This window comes from Gimesia algae, from assembly GCF_007746795.1.
GTDB classification, from domain to species: domain Bacteria; phylum Planctomycetota; class Planctomycetia; order Planctomycetales; family Planctomycetaceae; genus Gimesia; species Gimesia algae.
Genome location: NZ_CP036343.1, coordinates 1,536,062 through 1,557,628 on the forward strand (window position 1 = coordinate 1,536,062; position 21,567 = coordinate 1,557,628).

Consider the following 21,567-nt stretch of genomic DNA (forward strand, 5'->3'; position numbering starts at 1 on the left):
CTTCTATCACGGCATTCTATTCAAGTCCTCAAAACAGGCTATTGCTTTTCAGTTCGGTTCACCAGTTGCTCTTTCAGAGACTGCAGCTTTTGCTGTTGTTGCTGTACCTGTTTTTCCTGGGCCTCAATCTTCAGTTTTAAAGCTTGCTCATCAGATATTTTTTTCACCTTGGGAGGCTGGACCTGACCTGGCAGAATTCGACGAGGGGGATTCCGAAGTTTCTGCATGGCGACTCTGTTTTCTGCTTTGATGCGAGCCAGTATCCGATCTGCCTGATAAATTGTCCGACGGGCTTCTTCGAACGCGGTATGCTCTTTTCCATCGGGGCCGATATATTTCTGCCGCTGAATCAAACCACGATTATCTCTAACGTTATTACCTAATTCATTGTTTTCAATGTCACCATTCTCATTTAAATCATTTTCAGCAGCGCCTAGTGCGTCGTAGAAAGCTCTGACCAGACCGGTTTTTAAGTCGTTTCGATCATAATCCCGGTAGTCTGAATCCTGCCGATCTACATCTCTGACCTGAGCAACGGGAATTTTGGGTTTCTGCTCCGCAGAACTGAATCCGGTCATTGTGAGATAAAACCCACCCATGACAATCGCTAAAATCAATAATCGTTTCATGATGCTGCCTCATCCGATCCATTAAATTGAGAACAACCACAGGTTGTATATTCATCGTACCTATTATATTCGATTCATTCCTTTTATTTCAATCTTTTTATAACAAAAAGGGAAAACACAGCAACTTAAACAGTCTGTATAAATAAAAAAGGCCTGAGCCATTAGCTCAGACCATTTGATAATACGATACACTTTACCGCATCCATTCTCTATGACTATGAGTTGATGGCATTAATTGCGTTTGCGAGATCCATCAATTCATTGATTAATGCACTACGCAATGTGGTAAGTCCTGCGATAGCACCAATTCCAATAATAGTGAGCAGCAGCAGATATTCAACAAACACAGCACCACGAACTTTTTGCTTCCATCGCCTGGTTTGTGTTTTAATTTTTTGAAACACAGGTCGCCCTTTCATATGTCCAGATAGAAAATCCTCAGACATTACGATATGCACAACCTGTACCAATCATTCGAAATCTCACGATTCTATAACCGGGATGTGATAAGCAGGCTGAAACAACTGAAAAAAGCATGAACCCTGCTGAAAACAGGATTAACAACTTCATCAGTACACGGACAGACATGATAAGGAAGAGTGGCAGTAAACCGCAAAAGTGTTAACAAACAGAAACACTTGCGCTAACCAAGCTTCCAGGAGATTACATGAGAGGGGAGGGAGAGGCTGACGACAACAACGCATCAGAGATCAAGAGTTAAGCGCTTTGATCGCTGCGTCTCTGGTGTCGAAGGTTTCCCAAAGCTGATCCAGGTGAGTGACTTCCAGTACCTCGGTACAATATTCACTTAAACCGCAAATCGTAAACTTGCCACCTTCTCTGTGATTCAGGCGATTCCACATCCGGAAAATCACTTCGATAAACGCAGACCCGAAAAATGAGGTGTGCGAGAGATCGAGAACAACAATCGGGGGAGAAGCAGTCTCGGCCACCTGCAACAGAACATCTGTCAAGGCGTCCAGCCTGGGTTCGTCCAGGTTTTCATATTCAGGCCCCAAAGCCACAACTGTGACCTGACCTTCTTTGACTATTTCCGGGGGATAATCAGCAGGCATAATTGAACTGTCAACTAGAGCGTCATTTGTAAAAGCCCTCTCTGAATTCAGATGAGGACATCAAAGGAACCTACACATAGTAATCCAAATCACTAAAGTGTCAACCAAGAAATCCGATTCGCGGTCCAAGATCTATCGACGCAAGTCTATTAAAACCGAATATTTATCAACACGCTATCCTCAGCGTACTCCCCCCAGAGTCATACTCTGATACTGAGACAATAAAGGGGAACCATTTTATTGCTCGTTTTTCCAGTCTTGCAGTTTGGCTTTTACTTTCAATTTTTGATTATTCCGGAATATCGTGAGCGTCACGACATCGCCCACCTTATGAGTTTCCAACGCATCCAGTAGCGAATTTGATCCGATGATCGGTGTTTCATCCATTTGCAAGATCAAATCTCCCAGTACAATATTTCCACTCTTGTCCCGTCTGATTTCCAGTAAACCAGCCTGATCGGCAGCACCACCTTTGAGTAGATCCTGAACCATAACCCCTTGGATTGAAGATGGTAAAACCCCGTTCTTTTTGAGTTTGCCAGTCACAAAGTCATCGACTCCCGTAAAATTCAGGCTGGGACTCTGAATCTTTCCAAAATCGATCAATTGAGGAACGAAGCGGCTGATTAAATCAACGGGCACTGCATAGCCAATACCGGCATAAACATGTGATGAGCTGTAGATTGCCGTATTCATCCCAATTAATCGTCCGGAGCTGTCAAGCAGTGGCCCCCCTGAGTTTCCGGGGTTGATGGCGGCATCAGTTTGAATCACATTTCGAATCGATCTACCAGTTACCGAAATGATTTCCCTCCCTAATCCGCTGATAATTCCAGTAGTCAGAGTCTGGTCGAGGCCAAATGGATTTCCGATCGCCAAAACGGTCTGGCCTACCTGCAGGTTGGAAGAAGCTCCAATCTCGATGGGCTTTAGCAGGTCCTTAGGTGCATCAATTTTTAACACTGCCAGATCTTTAGAAGGAGCAACCCTGACACGGTAAGCAGTCCAAGTCGTGTTAGCAGCCAGGGTCACAGTCATTTCATCTGCGTTTTGAATCACATGGTAGTTTGTGACAATATGCCCCTCCCGGTTCCAGATGAATCCACTACCAGACCCCTGTGGTATTTTCTGCTGATTCAGACTGAATCGTCCCAGTTCAAATGCAATCTCTGCCGTTCGGATATGCACCACGGATGGTGATGCTTCACGAAATAAATCGATCGTTCTGATTTCAGACTGGGTGAGATCCGGTGCCATCGAAAACTGATACGATGCCTGGCGGAACTGACGCCTGATCAATTCGCCAGACATCAGTACAATCAGAACGATTAAAATGAGAATTAACCACCGCTGGATCGCTGAAGATTTTCTGGAAGGAGAATCCAAGCTGCCTGTCCCTGTTTCTGTTTCTGAAAGAATAACCTGATTTTACACAGCAATCGAAAGAGGCTGAATACAGAGTTAAAGGACTCTTATTTTAGGTCAGGACACTCCAGTATCGCAACCATTGTTTCTCCGTAAGCGATCTCTGCCTGCTGATTACTGCAACCTGGCTGCAGCAGAATTTAATTCACTGACTGCTTTGATAAAGCGTTTTTTCAGTTTGGGGGATAATTCCGGGAATGCAGAAACCACTTCGGGACTTAACATTTTATGACAGCGTTCCACAGCAGAACAAATTCGCTTGATTGCCTGCTCTGGAGTGATTTCAGGCTTCGCCACAACCGCCACTTCTGAGTTCGAACCTTGAGGCGCAGCAGCGCCAGCTCCAGATCGGAAAGGGCTATAGTCGTTACCGGAACCGCCGACATCACGTGCGTGAGCCCCAACAGTAGCAGAAGAGTCAGCCTGCTCGCGGGAACCAGATTCTCCCCGCTCCAACTGACCATATTCTGAAGGATCTTTGACAGAGATCGGTTCATCGGAGACAAATGTCACTTCGGAATCAACCGGGTATTCTTCAAACGGTTCGGAAATAGAAAGGTCTTCTCCATTCACAGCACGACGCCACGCTTTCAACTCTGCGACAGTCGCCTGATTCTCTTCCGCCCACTGCAGACATTCCGGAGCATCATCCCAAGTCAATGCAATATAGTAGTGTGACCATTTGAGATGCTGGTATTGTTCCCGAACATCTCCGAACGTTTCCCAGACCCGTCGCCTCTGATAAATCTGATCGCCACTCAGACCGACCATTGCGCCAAAATCTGCATCAGTTCTTCCCTTGGCGTATTTTTTTGTCCATTGTGCAGCACATTCACCAATCACCCAGCTACTGTCGCTCAAGGCTTCACGGGCACGATCAATTAATTGTTCTTCCGTCATTTTTGCTGTTGTATCTGTATGATCAATCATAATATTTCTACTGGTCTAACCTGTAAACGAAAAAGCCCTCCTCAATCCATTTGGATTTTTTTGAAAACTGAGGAGAGAAATTATGAACCATCGCCCTTGAAACTACTTTTGAAAAGTGCAGGGCAGATCTAATCTCGATGCTACACGGATTTGGCATGGAATGCCACCAAAGCGGAACAGTTACTCAGTCAGAAGCCATATTCGTCTATTTCCTGCAAGTAAAGGTACCGTAATCAACTTAAGGCATCACTGATCATCCAGCTGTTAATCTGGGAAGCTTACAAAAATCTTACCGATCAGTGCCGGAATGCTTGACCTAACTTCGATCGGTTATTAGGATTCGGTCAAATCCAGACGAAGAAGAGTCGAATAATGACTGTATCACTTCTGTTGATTAAATAATTTCAACACAATAAACTCTGGATGGATAAGAGTTTATTGGAGTGATAATCAGTAATTTTCAGGCGCCGTAGCCAAGTGGTCTAAGGCGGCGGATTGCAAATCCGTTATTCCCCGGTTCGAATCCGGGCGGCGCCTCTTCAATTAAAACAGCCTCCAGAAGGAGGCTGTTTTTTTATGCGCTGATGCTCTCTCGGTTACAGCTATTTTTTCTGACTGTTTTCAAGTTCAATCAGGAACTCCGAGTTTTTCAGACAATGAACCATACTGATATCGCCTGCCAATCTCCCTCTGCGATCAGTGATCTGATCTGCGGTATTGACCATCCGATCCAAACCTGAAGTTAATTCTTTCTTGATCGTAGCAGACTGGCTGGATTTCAGTTCTGAAAGCTCAGTACCAGAGGCATTCCATAATATCCAGGATGTGGTAATATCATGCAGATTCGCAGTTCCCCGCGGATAATACTGATCAATCCTCAACTCCCAGGCAGCTTTCGACTGTTGCATGCTCTCATTGAAGAACTGCTGGCTTTCTGATTCTTTATTCTGTTTTTGATAGTATTGTCCCTGAACATAATTCAGATGTGCTTTCGACAAATCCACCAGATCTGCTCTACCCAAACCTGCCCCATTTGAGGAAAACCACTCTACCGCAGACTCAATTTGACGGAGGTCCTCTGCATAGTTCATCAGACTCCTCTCATCTTTTTTCATTCCATGGAATAAATTCTGTTCCTGCCTCGCAAGATTTATGGCACGAGAAGCACGACGATATTCAGTGAGACCCGCTTCCCCCACCTGAAATTCCTCATCACGAATAGAATAATATTGATCAGAGAGGCGGGATATCTGCCCCAGGGCAGTTTGCTGACGGTCGCGGTTTTGTGACACACCGGCTATTTCGTAATCATTCTGAGCCAGAATCAGTCTGGCATGTACCAGATCCCCGTACCAACCTTGCGCGGCGGGCTGATTAAAGGCCTGTAGCTGTTCGACTGCAGTCTGAATCAGGTTTCGTTTCTCATTTAATAATTGTAATTTGGCACGCCCCTGGTTCTGTATCTCTGCTGCTTTGATCTTCGTATCGTACGCGAGATTCAATGCCAGATTGTAATCTGCCAGTGGAATCAATCCCCGCGAAAAAGAATTTTCAGACTGTTTGATTAAATCATTGGCTGTCGTGACTGTCTGTTCCAGGTTCCGACGCAGCGTACGGGAGGATGACCGCGTTTTAAGCGGCTTTTGATTTCGAAGCTGATTTTTCGGCTTGAGTGCAGGTACTGGCGCTGGCGACTGTTGCTCTGTTTTACCCGCCATGATTTGCGGTACGACATTCAATGGAATGTAATGCTTGATATCCTTGTTTTTTTTCTCCGGCAGTCCTTCATTGAGACTGACAAAAGCCGTCTGCTCGGATTCTTCATCCAGAAAATTTTGAACTGTCTGTTGTGACTGAAAACTGGTGTGAGAATGCAGCGACGGCTCAGGTAATGGTGACTGCGATCCGGACGGAGCGATAACCAGTCCCACCATGAACAGCAACAGAGAACAACTGAAACAGAAATGAATTCGATCGCTCATGAGGATATTAAATTACCAGAATGGATGAGGTCCAGGAAAAGAAACTCTGGACTTTGACAGAGCGATCCATGCTGTTTGATTCTCGAACTTCCTGTTTTACTAAATCGACAAGATCTACATTACATATTTCAAAATCTTCTAACGGCGTTGTAATACAAACCAGACGTATTTCTGGCAGTGATCGACGAACTGGTACGAAAGGATTAATTGGACCAGCAACATGATACGCTGAAGTATAGCTCTCTAAAGCTCACTCGGTACCAGTTTGTTTAGCATTACTGGAAATCACACGAGAGCGTATTAAATTTAACCATAGCGTCTCTCAGTCTATTATACACGCACCAAAGGACCTTGGAGACACCACAGCAAATATGTACACAGTTAAATAATATCCCCCATTGAAATACAAAACCAGAATAGTGCACATTATCACACATATCAATTTGAATCTATTAGTGTTTTTTTTATTTTCGTTCTGGCTTTAGATCAGACTTAATATTTACTATGAAAGCAATTACCCACTGCTTCCTATTTACCCCTGATTACACATTTGCTTCCAGTGATAACATTTGTTATCGTAACGCCGTCACTACAACCACTATATTCTTCCTATTCGACTCAGTCTTTCATTCGTTTGATCTTAGTCATTCTCAGACCGGCGTCCTGACTGAACAGCTTATTTCGACAGTTGGTTTTGGATCATCGCTTGATTGATAGAGTACAAAAGGATCCGTGATGCACTCTCTTGGACTTCTCTACACCTCGGACTCTCAAATAGGTCTGAAACTCAGTAAGCAACTGGATGAGATCAATCTGAAGTTGAAAACAGTCTCCTGCCATGAGGATCTGAAACATGCGCTTCAGGAATCAGGTCAGACTGTATTATTCATTGATTTGCGTGCAGATCAGTCCACTCCTGAAATTGAGGACCGGAAGTCAGTCCTGCTATACCTACGTAATGAATGCGAAACCGCTGTTAAGGTCGTTTCAATCATTGACCAGTTTATTCCCCTTAAATTGCTGGAGTCTGCCAACTTTCTGACAGACAGCTATTTGGAATACCCGCCTGTATCAGATGAAATTCAGGCACTTTCAGTAGATCTGAATGCTAGCGATCCAGTGGTGAAATCATCCCACCTACCAGAATCTCGTCATATTTTTGATCGAAGTAAGCACGTTGCCACATATACCGCGGCAATGCTACCAATTCTTGATCAGATCACAAAAATAGCCAGACATAATGTCACATTGCTTCTGGTTGGTGAAACAGGTACTGGTAAAACGACTCTCGCATCCATGATTCACGAACTCTCACCGAGGAACTCAGAACCTTTCCAGAACATTGCCTGTGGTGCTCTCCCTTCCGACTTGATTGAAAGCGAACTGTTCGGCCACTTGAGAGGTTCGTTTACAGGCGCTGACCGCTCCAAAATTGGTCGCTTTGAAGCTGCAGGGAAGGGGACTCTGCTCCTGGACGAAATTGACATCCTCACATCCAAAGACCAGGCTAAATTACTGAAAGTCATTGAGACGGGACAATTTGAGCCTGTTGGATCCACTGAGTCCCGCATCTCTGAAGCACGTCTGATCGTTGCTGCAAATGTGGAACTGGATGAACTGACCCGCAATAACAAATTTCGTTCTGACTTATATTATCGACTGAATGTTCTCCAGTTTCGGTTGCCGGCTCTCCGCGAGCGACCACATGATATCATTCCGCTCACTGTTCAGTTTATTACGGAATGTTGTGAGCAACACGGAATCACGATAACAAAAGTGCATCGTAATGTGCCTGACATACTTAAACTGTACCACTGGCCGGGAAATCTGCGTGAGTTAAAAAACCAGATTCAACGAGCAGTCCTGTTTTCGAATCACGGCGAATTGACCTCTGATGAATTTTCTCCCAATATTATTGAAGAAGTCAGCAACTGTCGCCAGAAAGAACTGCACCAGTCCATGGAGAGCAAATCTCTGGCAGATCAGATAGCCATCAGCGAGAAACATCTACTTCAGAAATCGCTTTCGGAGAATGGATACCGTAAAACGGCCACAGCAAAAGCATTGGGAATCAGCCGAGTAGGGCTCTATAAGAAAATGCGCAAATACGGAATGCTGGAACAAACGAAATCTTCTTCGATGAAGAAAATTCAGGCAGAGAATTAAACTCGGTATAGATCAGTGTGTTTTCTGAAAAACACGCTTCGTTCAGCTGCTCCGATCCCGTAGTAGAAGTTAATGAATTCTGATTTTAACGGCTTCAATTTTCAGACTGCTGACGGACTGATTCAGAGGTAGTACTGATGGATTCCCCATAAGTATTTGGTTCAAGAATTCCTCCCGGTCTATGTTCACGGATCAGAAAATTGCGCAGTTCAAGGACTGCCGGCCCGAAGAACAATATATAAATGGGAGGCGCCATGCAAAAGATAATTGGGAACAACAGCTTGATACTCGTTTTGCTGGAGTTCTCTTCAGCCCGTTGTCGGTATTTTCTTCGTACTCCATCTGCAAAATCGATTAATGCCGTTGAGACATTCGTTCCCAGTCGTTCTGTCTGAGAAACCATTAAAGACAATGTGTTCACATCAGGTGCATCGATACGTTTGGCAAACTGCTTCAAAGCATCTGCCATTGAATTTGCATCCGCATGTCTGCGAATAATTTCGAATTCAACGGCGATGTCCGGATGAGAAAAACGGACTTCATCTGTGACGCGTTCTAAAGCCGTTCGCAATGGCACTCCACCGGTCAGGCACATCATCACCAGGTCAAGTGCATCAGGCAAACCTCTCTGGATTCGATGTACTCGACGATTGGCCTGGTTATGCAGGACCATACGAGGCAATCCGTAGCCTGCGCCGGCAATGATTAATCCCGCTACCAGAATAATTTCCGGAAGGTTCGAACCAGGGTCGGCTAATACGCAACCGACTCCCGTCCCCAGCAACACAAGAACAACCAGCATATTCCGGGTTGCCAGATACTCCACCAGAGCCGTTGACCGATAATAACCAGCCCGTTTCAAATCGAGTTCAATTTTGCTGATTTCCTGGTTAGATTGTGGAATCACACCGGAAAGTGCACGGCTGAAAACACCGACCTTCGATGTTTTATAATAATTGGCCCCTCGCTCATCGAACTTTGAAGTCTTATTTCTACCTGCACGATGGCCGGCTGAAATTGCATCTCCAATCAGGAAGATTACAAAACAGACTAACAGGAAAGTGGCAACAGTGACGATTTCAATAAACATGGATGTCTCTTTACTAAAAACCAGCATCCTTGTGACAGTCAACCAGTTTGAGAAATTTCGAATCGACTTTTAATAATCTGTTCTTAAGAGTCTCGAGACCCAGATGATCCCAATCACTTCCAGAACAATAGCAATCAGTAATAAAATATTACCAATCGGATCGGTATAGAGATTGGAAACATGGTCAGGGAACGCAACCAGTAACACGACAAATGCCACGGGAGCCACGATCGTCATCAACAGGGCTGAGGCACGACCTGCCCCTGTGGAAGCTTTCATCTGACGACGATAGTTGATGCGATCTCGAATCACATCCGCCATGCGTTCCAGGTTGGTTGGCAGATTGCCGCCTGTTTTTCGATACAGCATCAATGTGGACGTTAATATTTTCAGATCGATCAACTGGATTCGACTGGAAAGTGACTTCATCACAGCGGGAACTGATAAATTCATATCGAGCTGGCGTGCGCAACGTCTGAATTCAAAACTCAATGGTCCTTTGGTTTCTTCTCCAACAATCGAAATCGCCTGTTCGAGACTGGCTCCGGCGTGCGTCGAGCGCGCCAGTAAATCAATCATTTCTGGAAGTTCTTCTTGAATGGTCTGCATGCGTTTTCTTCGGCGAAGGTGCATAATGATCAGAACTGCGATCATGCCCCCAATCATCCCGGCAATCCCAGCCAGAGGTTGATTCGAATAAATGAAAATGCTGCCCCCAATAGCCAGACCGCAGGCAATCAACAGGAGAAAAGCACTAAGTGGTGTAAAATCTGACCCGTTCTCAAGTACCAGTCGATCAAAACTCTGATCGAATTTTCCCAGCAGGCTGGTCGCTGGCTGTTGGTCAAATACATTATGAATCCTGCGCAGCCGAGGTCGTTTTGAAAAGGTTTCGCCTTTTGAACCAGTCACTCCACTTAAATCGCGGGCAAACAGATAAGCTGCCAGTGCAGCAACTGTCACTGCAGCAAAACAAATCAATGCTATCGATGAACTGTCCACTACTGGAGTTCTCCACTTACTGTTTAAAACACAATACGCAACTCCAGGGATAAAATTCCTCTGGAGTCATTCTTATTTTTTCTCAAAGATCTGCTGACTCAGTTTGATTCCAGATGCTTCCATGCGTTTGAGACACGCCGGACGATACCCAGTGGCATAAAATTTACCCTGTGCTTTTCCCTGGTCATCAATCCCGGTTTGTTCAAAACCAAAAATATCTTCAACGATGTAATCTCCCTGGCTGTTCAGTGAGACGATCTCAGAAACTTTCGTAACACAACGTTGTCCGCCTTTCAGACGAGACACGTGCAGGATGATTCCGATACCATTTGCGATATATTGTCTGATCACAGGCAGAGGCAGGTCAAATCCACTCATGGCCACCATCATCTCCAGTCGGGCCAGGGCATCACGGGTATCATTGGCATGGATAGTCGTCAGAGAACCTTCATGACCTGTATTCATCGCCTGAAGCATATCCAACGCTTCCGCACCTCGCACCTCACCGATAATAATTCGATCAGGCCGCATACGCAAACTGTTTTTCACTAGCTGCCTCTGCGAGATTTCACCCACACCTTCGGTATTATCCACTTTGGTTTCGAGTCGAACGACATGCTTATGCTGCAACAGTAACTCTGCTGAATCTTCGATTGTAATCAAGCGTTCTTCACGCGGTATAAAATTTGACAGGGCATTCAACATCGTTGTTTTACCACTGCCGGTACCACCTGAAATCAACATACTGATCCGGGAATCAACCACAGCAGCCAGGAAGTCTACGATCTCCGGTGTGACAGATTTTTTATCTATCAGATCATCGATCTGTAAAGGTTTTGCTCCAAATCTACGAATCGATAATGAAGGGCCATTTAAAGCCAGTGGAGGAATAATGGCGTTGATTCGGGAGCCATCAGGGAGCCTGGCATCGACCATGGGATTGACTTCGTCGATTCTGCGTCCAACACGTGAAACAATTCTCTGGATAATTCGCATCAGGTGCTGGTTATCAGCGAAAATGACATCCGATTCCAGGAGTTGCCCCCCTTTTTCAATATGTATTTCATAAGCATGATTGACCAGGATATCACTTACATCAGGGTCCTGCATGAGTTTATCCAGCGGTCCCAGTCCGAAAACCTCACTTAATAATTCGCCCAGAAGCCTTTCGCGGTCAATCCCCTCAAGCACTGAAGCATGATCATCACAGATTTCCATTGCGACGGCACGGACTTCTCCAGAGAGCTCTTTCTCTGAGATCTGAGCCAGCATAGACAGATCAAGGGAATCAACCAGTTCCTGATGGATGAGTACTTTTTGTTTCTGAAATCGAAGTTCAGCTTCCCTGTTCTCAGGAATGTAACTGATCGGTTCCACAAAAAGTTTTTTTGTACCAAGTGATTCCATGCTAAAACCTAAATGTCTGAAGATTTGTTATCCAGACTGAAAGAACCAATCGCCTGGAAAAAGTTCCATATCAATTGACTCTACAGTCTTTGAAGTCGATGCGCACCCTGACTGTCACATGGAGCTATGCTCAAAGTTAACTATCCACGCCGCTACTTACGATCATCCGATTTCGAGTCGAGAATCACACGTATAATCCGGCAGATATTACAACCCACTGACAGGTGTCGAAATCTCTGAAGTTTTGTTTTCGGATGGTGGTGTCATAGTAGTCGTTGCTTTGCCGGAGGGGAGGACTTCTGAAGCAACTGGTGTCTCAATAGCATCAATCCAGCTCTGACTTTTGTATGCACGGTTACCTTTGAAATGCACCGTATTCAGACTGCCCCCACGATAGATATCCATACTGGAAATGCGCCGGTTAGGAATGAAGCCTAGAATATTTGAAAGTGTCAGTCGATCGCTGGCTCGACCCGCTGAAACAACCTCTGTATTTTCATTGGGATGGCGTAAAGCCAGACTTAATATGCCGTGATCTTCTACCACTTTAAGTACTTTCCCCTGTTCGGGAGAAACCTCAAGTGTAACGGGATGTTCAACGTTACTCCCGGTTCCCACCTTGTGCCCGGGAACAGCCATGTCTCCCACAGCCAGGACGCGTACTTTTTCAAGAAGAGTGATTGTGGTTTCTGGAATCCCTTCCGTTTCATTGGAACGGAATAGTACATCAACTACAGTACCCGGACGAGAAAAACCAGCCACATTACCAATTTTGTGTATTGCCACTGTAACAGCCCGGTTTCCAGGTTCCAGTATTTCTGAAATCCCGGGTCCCATTCCGTTCGCAAACAGATCGACTGTATGAAAAGGTTGACCTGCTTTAATCGCTGTTTTGAGTGTTCGCCCAGTGATATACTGGCTCGCCATAATCCGCTGTTTGCCTTTTGAATCATAGCGTTTCGCAAGCAGTTCGGGAGAGATTTGCAGAATTGAAATATCGTCGAGAGAGAGTGACTGGCCTGGAAGCAGATCACGCGAAGCAATAGGAAGTTGCATATTCTTGGGTCCTGCCGGTGGATCTTCAGCCAACACGAAAGGCTTTGGTTTCTCATGTAGAAACTGTCTCACAGTATATGCTGCGCCGAGACCTAGTAGGATTGCGAAAATCGCTGCCGTCATCGTTCCTGGACTAATTTTTGCCACGCTAACTTCCCTGAAATCTTCGGATTTTGATATTTTGGTTTGATATCAACTGTCGTCGGCCTTCACCAGACATCAGATGAAATACACTCTCGTTTGATTACTGTCGGAAACTAAAAACAGCATCCGGCTCTTTTGTTTATTCGCTTGTTGCTGGTATTGTTAAATCAAGCCCGGCAGGTGCATCACCCGCTGTATCGCTCACGCTGCTGGAATCAATATATTGGCTGGTTACACCATTGAAAGTATAACTATAAGACTGATCAATGCTCTCGAGCGCAACGGCCATATCACCGAACTCCTGAACAATCTGATCTCTCAAAGTTACGACCCCTGGCAGAAGCCCCAAAAGCAGAATTGTCATCAACAAGACCGTCGCAAATGGGGAAACACTTCCGCCTTCTTCCTTCCATAATTGAGAAGCAATTCTCATTCCTACACGAATCCCGTCTGAGTAAAATTTAGACTGAAATTTAACAAACATTTACTATTCAGGCATCTTATGTACCAAAGTCGAACAACTTTAGAAATCATCTGTTTCCGGAGGGGCGTCTCCGGAAACAGATAATAGAACTTCAAACAGCTTAACCTTCAGGTGCAGCTGTAATCTGTACGCTGATACATTCTGGTTCGGTACCAGCACCATCAGTGGTGGTATCACAGAAGTCAGTCAGGTCAGTGAACACGGAACCAGCCGTGCTGGATGTGTGTCCTGTTACACCTGAAAAACTGTAACTTTGATTAATGTTTGAAATAGCTAATGCAAGGTCACCCAATTCCTGAACAACCTGATCACGAACGGTAGCCAGACCAACGACAACACCTAAAACCAGGATTGTGCCGATCAGTACGAGTTCAGACGAGACAACAAAACCGGCCTCATCATTCCAGAACTTAGTAAGCATGTTCATTCTAACTCCTCATTATTTTGTGAACTAATTTAACAGTTCATTTGAACATTTTGAAAGAAAATTGAAACATCAGTATTAACGAATCTGAATAAGATATCTGGTGCTAGATTCGTAAAGTTTGGAGTGAGTATTCACCCCATTGAAAGGTACAACACCTATGAACCTTCTGGCTCTGCAACGACGATGGAAATACAGTGCGCAAATTCTTCAGCTGTCATTGTTGCAACATCACAGAAGTCTGTGTTGTCAGTGAACAACGAACCAGAAGTACTGGATGAGTGACCGGTGATTCCTGAGAAGGAATAGCTCTGGTTACTGTTAGAAAATGCAGCGGCAACGTCTGCAAGTTCCGCGATTACCTGATCGCGCAATGTAGTCAGTCCGACAATCATGCCGAGAACCAATACAGTAGCAATCAGCACTAATTCTGTAGAAACGACGAAACCATTTTCATCATTCCAAAACTGCTGAAACATCTTCATTCGTACTCCTCACATAGGTCAAATGGTTAATGCCTACTCGATGCACCGCAAGCAAATGCAGCTCTCAACATCCGAGTAAATTAACACGTCTGCTCACGCCCAGCGCAGACGTTGCAAAAATACAGCAGACGATGTGCCACTTTGACCCACAACACATATTTTTCGCATTTTCACTCCACATTGCATCTTGCGCCTTCTCACAATAACTGAAAATAACATCATCACCGATAAAATCCTCAATTATCGTTTTTTGCACCAATTCCGATAAAAATAGAATTGACCAGTCTCCAGTGAATGTTACGGCACAACGATGTTTCCAATAGTTAACACTCTGAAACAATATGTTACCCATGATGCACAAGCCGTAGCAGGCGGATTCTCAGCTCAATTAAAACAGAGAATGAGAAGCAGGAACCTGCCTTCAGATCATGTGTAAAACGATCAAAGGTCTTCGGCACCCTGACCGGATAAGTTAATCTGATAGGGAAATTTCCCCCGCCAAAGTGCGAGCGCACGTCCTGCATGAGACAGGAAGGTATAGCTGCTTTGAATCTCAGATTCAGGCATCTGCTGGATGGTCTCCACTAGCCAGTGCCCGGCTTTCTGCAGGGTTTGATCGGGAGGTAAAACCTCGGAAGGTGCCAGAGACCACCATTCCATGGCATGACCGGTTGCCAGAACCCGGCGAGCGACAGGAGCAAATTTCTTCTCTGAAGTCTGATCCAGAGGCTGGCCATCCCAGTTTTTATCCCAAAAGCCTTCTTCTGACTGGGTTTTAACCAGCAGACTGGTTATCCCCTGAAGATATTTTACGATCTTCTTACGACCTGCTTCTGTCAGAATGGGAGTCTGCTCATCCACCCTGAGGAGTATCACCAGCGCATGTAATCGATGATTCCCATAACAGACCCCTTTGACGGGAGGCTGTCGCATAATCCGCTCGGAGATCAGATCGAAATTGATATATTGCCCCTCGGACGTCATCCAGTCCCGAGGGGTATTCAAATACAGAGCAAATACTACAGCAGACCATTCGTACTCTACCTGGTTCAGCGTGAAGGATCGCATCGTTTCCTCGATCATAGTGGCCAGCGTCGTCTCTCCCTCTGATGTGACTACCGGATAATCAGCGGGCGTTCCCACCTCTGCCAGGGTGGCGAGTGTATGATCTTCATGACTCGATGTTGCTAACCCCTCCTGCACGCGGGGTCTGACTCCATACTGGTTATAAACTAAAAGCGGATCGGTCTTTTCCCCCCAGACATCTCCAAATCGGCGATGATCCAGTAAAATATCCCTCATTTCGATACCTGAAAGTGAATGAGAATCATCAAATTCAGCTTCAATACCCCAGAAACGCAACGCATGATCCACATGATTTATCCGTGGCGACTTGCCCCTGAATTGAGGCCGTAGCCGATTCAGCACTTTTACGAGATCTTCGTTGGAGACAATTTCCGGCCGGTCATACTGCGGTGTGACAGACAGAGGAACTAATCGTAATTCCGGCATCTGCTTCTGCTGTTCCCAGCTTTGGAATCGAATCGCTCCCCAGGCGATAACAATACCAACCAGTAGCAGATGAAAACACAGAAACCCTGTCAGTTTCAGTTTGGATTTCAGAGACATGACTTGAGGACTCATGGTTGCACCTCCTGTTTTACATTCGTCGACTGTTCTGTATCCTCAGATTTATCTTCACTGGTAGCAGCAATTAAATCTGGTTCTCGTGAAACCACCACACTCAGGTCATCCTCATAAACCACTTTAAACCCTTCCAGTCTGCGCACCTGTCTATCCAGTTGAACCTGTTTCTCCTTATGCACGATGAATGTGGTGACAGCATATTTTTCCGCAACCGACTGCCAACCTCGATTGGCTCTGGCGATCCCCAGATAATCCTTCCAGACCCGAGGCGGTGTGAGATGTACCGCATTTGTAGTCATAAATACATTCATCCCCGCAGGTCCATCCCAGACCAGCCAGTCTCCCCACCACTGAGGATTCCATAACTGCCCTTGTGGAGGATGTTCTTTTAAAAACTCTGTCAATTTACGGGGAGTTCCCTGACTGTAAATTTTATCCAGCGGGCGAGGCTTCCCGCCAAATAAAGGTGTCGCAACATTAGAAAATGCAAATCCAAACCAGACGATCAATGCACAAACCGCTGTAATCAGAGGCGTTTTTCGGGACCAGAAGGGAATCTGCTGATTTGAATCTGTATTCAAATCAGGAACCAGTAACTCTCTCCGGGGGATGACATTTGACAGATGTGGAACCATGGCATAAACAAAAACAACAGAAAACCAGCCAATCATTCTGACTCCCACAATCACAGCCAGAGACAGCAGTCCCACCCGCAAGACGTCTGCTGTTCTGATAGTTGCCCGGCTGTGGCGGTACAGCCCCAGCATCAGCACCCAGGAAGTACAGAACCAGATCCCTTCGGCATCTCTGAACTCGAGTGGCTCCCACTCCAGTACATCTTTTAAGTTGGGATTTCGTGGAAACGTCAGAGAATTGAGGAACAGATCAATATGATAAGGATTGAGTAGTGCCCCGCAGACAGACAGTTCAGTTACCACCAGCCAGCGCCTGACCCAGGGATCATTACAGACCTGAACCAGACTCCTTGTTCGCCAGCCTACTTCCAGAACTCTGCCTAGAAATTGCAGTCCCACAATGGCCAGTCCAACTACAAAGGATCCATGCAGGTTTGCCCATGCCAGAAAAATGAGCGGAATCCCCAGATAAAGTGCCAGCAGTAACACCAAAGGTGCTTTTTTTCGGGAATTTTGAGTGTCATTGTCTGGAATGCCCCTTCGGACCCAGACATCATATTTCTCTGACCAGGCCATGATGACCAGCATCAGCGCAACACACAGCGTTCCGAAAATCTCTGGACGAATGATCGCGATGCGGCTTGAAGAAAAGACAACCAGCAGAAATGACGCCAGAGTACTAATGCCTGCTCGCCCGGTTTTCAGATAAAAAGCCAGCCAGAACAGGACATGGGTTGTGAACACTGTTAATGCAAAGAGATGCGACATGCCCCGTACGCCAAATGATTCATAAACTTTGGCAAAGAAAACCTGTGAGAGCCAGGCCGCATCAATACTTTTGACCCCTTCTGCCAGAGAGAGAAAGGGGTCATACACGGGTAAACTCTGATGGGCAACAATCCATTCACCGTAGGAAACATGTCCCCAGATGTCGGAATAAAAAAGATGTACGTTACCAAAGTAGAAAAATAGCAGTGCAAACCAGATACAGGTCACTAACTGAGGCCATCCCATCGAGCACAATTCACGGTAAGACCGCTGCTTACTGCCAGGATGCTGTGACTCCCGCGTCTCTGGATAAGAATCGACCGACATAACGCCTTCCACTTTTGTAACGAACGATAAGTTCTAATTTTACGCTGAAATTCGAGCAAACACGGGGCGTACCTCGAAAGATCGCGAAAACATACCGCAAACAACGTTCCAAATAATGGAAGCGACTGCACAGAACCTGATACAGAACGAAGAGGCAGATAAGAATGCTGAACAATCTGTAAAACACGGGTAAAATCATTCATCACTGTAAAATTGATACGACTTCGGATCAATTTCGCTTAGATCCGGATCTCACGACGTGCCAGTTGTTCAATCAGCGCCTCGGTGCCCTTAAAGACCTCAGCCTGAATCCCCAGTTGGCGCGCGAGACTGATATACTCGGCGACATCATCTGTATAGAAAGCCTCCTCTGGTGCACACTGGATCTTCTCCAGAGCACATTCGAAAATGGCTGGTTCCGGCTTAATTGCACCGGCAGCGTAAGATGTTACATAGTCATCAAATCGCTGCAGGACCTCGTATTTATTCCAGATGAACTCGAAGTGAGACACGCATGTATTCGACAGGAGGACCAATCGATAGCCCTGAGATTTCAAAGAATCCAGCACCGGAATGATAGAGTTGTTCAGATCAAAAATGTCCGAACCTGCAGTTTGTAACGCATTAAAATCGACTGTTTTTTCCACCGCCTGTTCGAACCAGCTGTGAAATTCAGCAGGAGAGAGCTTGCCACGCTCGTATTCCCACTGGATCCCGGATTCAATCAACAGATTCTGAATTTCCACCCGGGATCTACCACAGAGTGCCCCCATTTGTTCACACATCTTATCATGTGAAAAAAAAGCGAGCACATTCCCCATATCAAACAGAAAAGTACGTATCAATGCAGAAACTCCTGGATACAGGCTGATTATTAAGGATCGAACTGGGACATGATCCATTTCTGCTGCGAATCATAAGTATCTTCCCGCTTGACACCAGAGGAATTCTGCCCTTGGAGACTTATTTACTCAGTCAGGGAACAGGAGAATAGACCTCTTATTGACGCTATCGGGTTATTTTCTTAAATTGCCGGTAGATAAGAACTTGATGAGAGCCGATTGTTCTGGTTCCTGTCACACTGCAAGTTCAGGTTCGAATGATGTTCTGTGCCATCTTTCAATCCTGATTTGTTCACATCGTGGAGAGAATAATAGATGGAATTCGAAGATCAATCTGCCTACCCTACCGGAGAACCAGGTAAAGAGTGGCCCTGCCTGCGACAATTCTGTGTGTTTATGGAAAACCGCGTCGGGTATCTCCATCAACTATTAAAACTGCTGGAAAAATTTGATCTCAGAATTATCGCTTTGAGTACGGTCGATTCAGTCGATGTGGCAATGAGTCGTATCGTACTAGATAATTACGAGCATGCCCGGGAAATCTTTGAACTCTCCAACTATACCTTCTTTGAAAAAGACCTGATCGGCGTCGAACTTCCCGATGACACACAGCCTTACATGCGGATCTGTCTTTCGCTGCTGCAGGCTGAAGTCAACATCGATTACACCTACCCGCTGCTCTATCGCAGACACGGCAGAGGTGCAATCGCTTTATGTGTAGATGATATCGACCTCGGTATCAAAACCTTATCAGAGCAGGGGCATCGCATCATCACCGAGAAAGATCTGAAAGACGACGACGAATATATTTGAGTAAAAACCAGTTTCAGTCTGGCGAAATCGTCTGGGTCTTTCCGGATCGGGCTGCTTCATAAAAAGCATAAATCGTTCTGATGATTCTTAAACTCTCGCGGCTGGTCAGCAGCGGAGGTTGATCATTCGCGACGGCTAAAACTGCTTTCTCGACAGCGGGTGTGTAGCCACGTGGTTCAGTTGATTTGTCAAACTTCAACGTTTTGCCATTGTGATTCAGCGTCCATTCCAGAGGCCGTTCTTCGAAAGGCAGCATTTCCAGCCAGCCTTTGCTCCCCCAGATTTTAATCATCGACTGGTAGCCTTGTTTCATATAATACCCCGCTGTCAATGTTCCCAGAAAACCAGCAGCGTAACGAAATGAGAGTGTCGCTGAGTCTTCAACATCAATCGGCTGGCCGCCTACCAAAGCAGTAAACCCTGCCACATCGGTGATGGAAGACTCCGTCAGATACATCGACAAATCAAGCCAGTGAATTCCCAGCCACGATAAAAAACCACCACCTGCCTGATCCTTATGGGCATACCAGCTCTTATGATAGGCGGTACTTTTCAGCCGTGTCTGATCTGCCAGAAGCGTCATTTCCACACCAAAGATCTTTCCCAGTGAACCTCCCTGAATCAAAGACCGGGCAAACTGGATCTCCGGATTCGTGCGATTCGCCAGCGCCAGTGATAAATGCAGATGTTTGCTTTCCGCCTTCTGAACCAGAGGTTCAAACTGCTGCACACTTAGACAAGCCGGCTTTTCTGAAAACACATGACAGCCATTGTCTAATGCCAGATCAATGGCCCGCGGGGCCTGCCTGGCTTGCATTGTCACCAGAACCAGATCCGGTTTTTCCTGCTGAAACAGAGTTTCGGGTTGGTCATAAACGGCAGTCAGTTTTGATCCGAGCTGACTTCGCGCCGCTTCCACCTGAGTCTGTCCGGGATCTGACAGGACCACCTCATTAACCGCCTTGATCTCCTTCAACGCCCCAAAGTAAGCACTTAAATGTGCTCCCGTCTCATTTGTCAGCACTGCCACCGTAATCTGCTTCTCCATCCGTAGGCTCCCTGAATCATCTGATGCTTTGCTGCAGCACAGCGGCTCAACATTGCAATTGAAGCTGTTTTGTATATTTTATATTACTATACCCATTCCGCATGACAGCTTCCAGAATTGACTTATTTTTCAGGAACATTCATGGCATCTCATTTTTCAGGATCAGTTCATTGTTAGCAAGCCACCTTGTCGCTCCCGGAAAGATCGAACTTATCGAGATCCCCGAACCGGTGCTGTCACCTGTCACCAGAGCCGAAGCTGGTCACGGAGAAATCATCTTCCAGCCGGAAACGACTTGTCTCTGCGGTTCTGATTTACCTTACTTCACAGGCAGCGATGAATGGGAAATCGAAATCGGTCACTCGCTTCACGAAATGATCGGGACGGTCACAGCCACAAATGGCCGGCGCTGGAAAGCAGGGGACCGGGTTCTCGCTGTTCCCGTAATGCAGCAGGGGCTGCAGGAACGTTTCATCCTGGATGAGGCGCGGACCATTCCCATCGCCACCAATATTCCCGAAGAACATGCTTTGATGGCACAACCATTGGGAACGGCGCTGTTCGCTCTCAAAAAACTTCCCAATCTGCTGGATAAAACGATCGCTGTCGTCGGGCAGGGACCAATGGGGCAACTGATGAATGCGGCTCTCAGCAATCTGGGAGCGAGGGAGATCATCGGCATTGATCTGCTTGAATCTCGACTGCAGATCAGCCCCTCCATGGGAGCGACCGCCACCATCTGCAATCAGCACACTGATCCCATATCAGCAGTCAGAGAAATCCTGAAAGGGGAACTGCCTGACATCGTCATCGAGGCCGTCGGTCATGCCGATCAGCAGTTGAACCTCTGCATCGAACTCTGTCGGCAGGCAGGCAGTATCCTCGTGTTTGGAGTCCCGCCGGAAACAATCGACCAGGTTCGACTGCGCGATCTGGTCTTCAAAAATATCACCATTTATTCCAGTATGAACCCCGATTTCAACCGCGACTTTCCACTGGCGATGCAATGGCTCGCGGAAAATCGTATCGACGTCACGCCGATCATCACACATCGGTTCCCTCTGGCTGATATCCAGCAGGCATTTGAACTGTTCCGCGATCGCCGGGATGGCGTCATCAAAGTCATCGTTGAATTTCCAGCATTAAAACAATCACGTTAAGACACAATATTAATCATCGATTGCACA

Annotated in this window: 20 protein-coding genes and 1 tRNA gene; 4 read left to right on the plus strand and 17 right to left on the minus strand. The window is 46.1% G+C overall.

The genetic code is table 11. The annotated features are described in order from the left end of the window. Window positions 1-38 precede the first annotated feature (38 nt). The 5 genes from Pan161_RS05685 to Pan161_RS05705 all read right to left on the minus strand — a co-directional run bounded on the left by Pan161_RS05685 (window position 39) and on the right by Pan161_RS05705 (window position 4,060). Window positions 39-629 (minus strand): hypothetical protein, encoded by a 591-nt coding sequence (locus tag Pan161_RS05685; RefSeq protein ID WP_145224872.1) that lies wholly within the window; start codon window positions 627-629, stop codon window positions 39-41. 215 nt (window positions 630-844) lie between these two features. Further along, window positions 845-1,075 (minus strand): Flp family type IVb pilin, encoded by a 231-nt coding sequence (locus tag Pan161_RS05690; protein ID WP_145224874.1) that lies wholly within the window; start codon window positions 1,073-1,075, stop codon window positions 845-847. A gap of 264 nt (window positions 1,076-1,339) precedes the next feature. After that, window positions 1,340-1,705 carry an STAS domain-containing protein gene (locus tag Pan161_RS05695; RefSeq protein ID WP_145224876.1) on the minus strand — a complete coding sequence of 122 codons (366 nt, stop codon included), beginning with the start codon at window positions 1,703-1,705 and terminating at the stop codon, window positions 1,340-1,342. Between the two features lie 237 nt (window positions 1,706-1,942). Then, window positions 1,943-3,016 carry a S1C family serine protease gene (locus Pan161_RS05700; RefSeq protein ID WP_232103635.1) on the minus strand — a complete coding sequence of 358 codons (1,074 nt, stop codon included), beginning with the start codon at window positions 3,014-3,016 and terminating at the stop codon, window positions 1,943-1,945. 228 nt (window positions 3,017-3,244) lie between these two features. Next, on the minus strand, window positions 3,245-4,060 hold the full coding sequence (locus Pan161_RS05705; protein WP_145224881.1) for a hypothetical protein: 816 nt from the start codon (window positions 4,058-4,060) through the stop codon (window positions 3,245-3,247). A 463-nt stretch (window positions 4,061-4,523) separates the two neighbouring features. Between Pan161_RS05705 and Pan161_RS05710 the strand changes: the two genes are divergently transcribed. Then, window positions 4,524-4,597 (plus strand) — tRNA-Cys (locus Pan161_RS05710). Between the two features lie 65 nt (window positions 4,598-4,662). On the opposite strand, the gene Pan161_RS05715 is transcribed toward Pan161_RS05710, so the two are convergent. Then, the gene (locus Pan161_RS05715) at window positions 4,663-6,042 is read right to left on the minus strand and encodes a hypothetical protein (RefSeq protein WP_145224883.1); all 1,380 of its coding nucleotides are present in this window, start codon (window positions 6,040-6,042) and stop codon (window positions 4,663-4,665) included. A 735-nt stretch (window positions 6,043-6,777) separates the two neighbouring features. On the opposite strand from Pan161_RS05715, the gene Pan161_RS05720 reads away from it, so the two are divergent. Continuing rightward, window positions 6,778-8,208 (plus strand): sigma 54-interacting transcriptional regulator, encoded by a 1,431-nt coding sequence (locus tag Pan161_RS05720; RefSeq protein WP_145224886.1) that lies wholly within the window; start codon window positions 6,778-6,780, stop codon window positions 8,206-8,208. 94 nt (window positions 8,209-8,302) lie between these two features. Here the strand turns inward: Pan161_RS05720 and Pan161_RS05725 are convergent, their stop codons facing one another. The 10 genes from Pan161_RS05725 to Pan161_RS05770 form a co-directional block, all read right to left on the minus strand. Beyond that, window positions 8,303-9,298: a type II secretion system F family protein gene (locus Pan161_RS05725; protein ID WP_197995714.1), complete on the minus strand. Its 996-nt coding sequence runs from the start codon at window positions 9,296-9,298 to the stop codon at window positions 8,303-8,305. Between the two features lie 69 nt (window positions 9,299-9,367). Then, complete coding sequence (locus Pan161_RS05730; RefSeq protein ID WP_145224890.1) at window positions 9,368-10,300, minus strand: type II secretion system F family protein; 933 nt, start codon at window positions 10,298-10,300, stop codon at window positions 9,368-9,370. Between the two features lie 72 nt (window positions 10,301-10,372). Further along, the gene (locus Pan161_RS05735) at window positions 10,373-11,707 is read right to left on the minus strand and encodes a CpaF family protein (protein WP_145224892.1); all 1,335 of its coding nucleotides are present in this window, start codon (window positions 11,705-11,707) and stop codon (window positions 10,373-10,375) included. Window positions 11,708-11,914: 207 nt separating this feature from the next. After that, complete coding sequence (cpaB, locus tag Pan161_RS05740; RefSeq protein WP_232103756.1) at window positions 11,915-12,886, minus strand: Flp pilus assembly protein CpaB; 972 nt, start codon at window positions 12,884-12,886, stop codon at window positions 11,915-11,917. A 160-nt stretch (window positions 12,887-13,046) separates the two neighbouring features. Next, window positions 13,047-13,391 carry a hypothetical protein gene (locus Pan161_RS05745; protein WP_145224896.1) on the minus strand — a complete coding sequence of 115 codons (345 nt, stop codon included), beginning with the start codon at window positions 13,389-13,391 and terminating at the stop codon, window positions 13,047-13,049. 100 nt (window positions 13,392-13,491) lie between these two features. After that, window positions 13,492-13,812, minus strand: coding sequence for a hypothetical protein (locus tag Pan161_RS05750; protein ID WP_145224898.1), 321 nt, complete (start codon window positions 13,810-13,812; stop codon window positions 13,492-13,494). Window positions 13,813-13,973: 161 nt separating this feature from the next. Then, complete coding sequence (locus Pan161_RS05755) at window positions 13,974-14,294, minus strand: Flp family type IVb pilin (RefSeq protein ID WP_315851556.1); 321 nt, start codon at window positions 14,292-14,294, stop codon at window positions 13,974-13,976. 447 nt (window positions 14,295-14,741) lie between these two features. Beyond that, complete coding sequence (locus Pan161_RS05760) at window positions 14,742-15,944, minus strand: hypothetical protein (RefSeq protein ID WP_145224903.1); 1,203 nt, start codon at window positions 15,942-15,944, stop codon at window positions 14,742-14,744. Next, complete coding sequence (locus Pan161_RS05765; protein ID WP_145224905.1) at window positions 15,941-17,677, minus strand: hypothetical protein; 1,737 nt, start codon at window positions 17,675-17,677, stop codon at window positions 15,941-15,943. The genes Pan161_RS05760 and Pan161_RS05765 overlap by 4 nt, the downstream gene beginning before the upstream one ends. Window positions 17,678-17,916: 239 nt before the next feature. Then, entirely contained in the window at window positions 17,917-18,522 is a 606-nt protein-coding gene (locus tag Pan161_RS05770) for an HAD family hydrolase (protein WP_232103636.1), read from the minus strand. 312 nt (window positions 18,523-18,834) lie between these two features. Here Pan161_RS05770 and Pan161_RS05775 point away from each other — a divergent pair, with 312 nt between their 5' ends. Then, a complete protein-coding gene (locus tag Pan161_RS05775) occupies window positions 18,835-19,332 on the plus strand; it encodes an acetolactate synthase (RefSeq protein ID WP_145224907.1) in 498 nt (165 codons plus the stop codon). Window positions 19,333-19,345: 13 nt separating this feature from the next. On the opposite strand, the gene Pan161_RS05780 is transcribed toward Pan161_RS05775, so the two are convergent. Next, the gene (locus Pan161_RS05780) at window positions 19,346-20,380 is read right to left on the minus strand and encodes a Gfo/Idh/MocA family protein (RefSeq protein ID WP_145224908.1); all 1,035 of its coding nucleotides are present in this window, start codon (window positions 20,378-20,380) and stop codon (window positions 19,346-19,348) included. Between the two features lie 170 nt (window positions 20,381-20,550). On the opposite strand from Pan161_RS05780, the gene Pan161_RS05785 reads away from it, so the two are divergent. Further along, window positions 20,551-21,540, plus strand: a complete 990-nt coding sequence (locus Pan161_RS05785; protein ID WP_232103637.1) for a zinc-dependent alcohol dehydrogenase — start codon at window positions 20,551-20,553, stop codon at window positions 21,538-21,540. Window positions 21,541-21,567 lie beyond the last annotated feature (27 nt).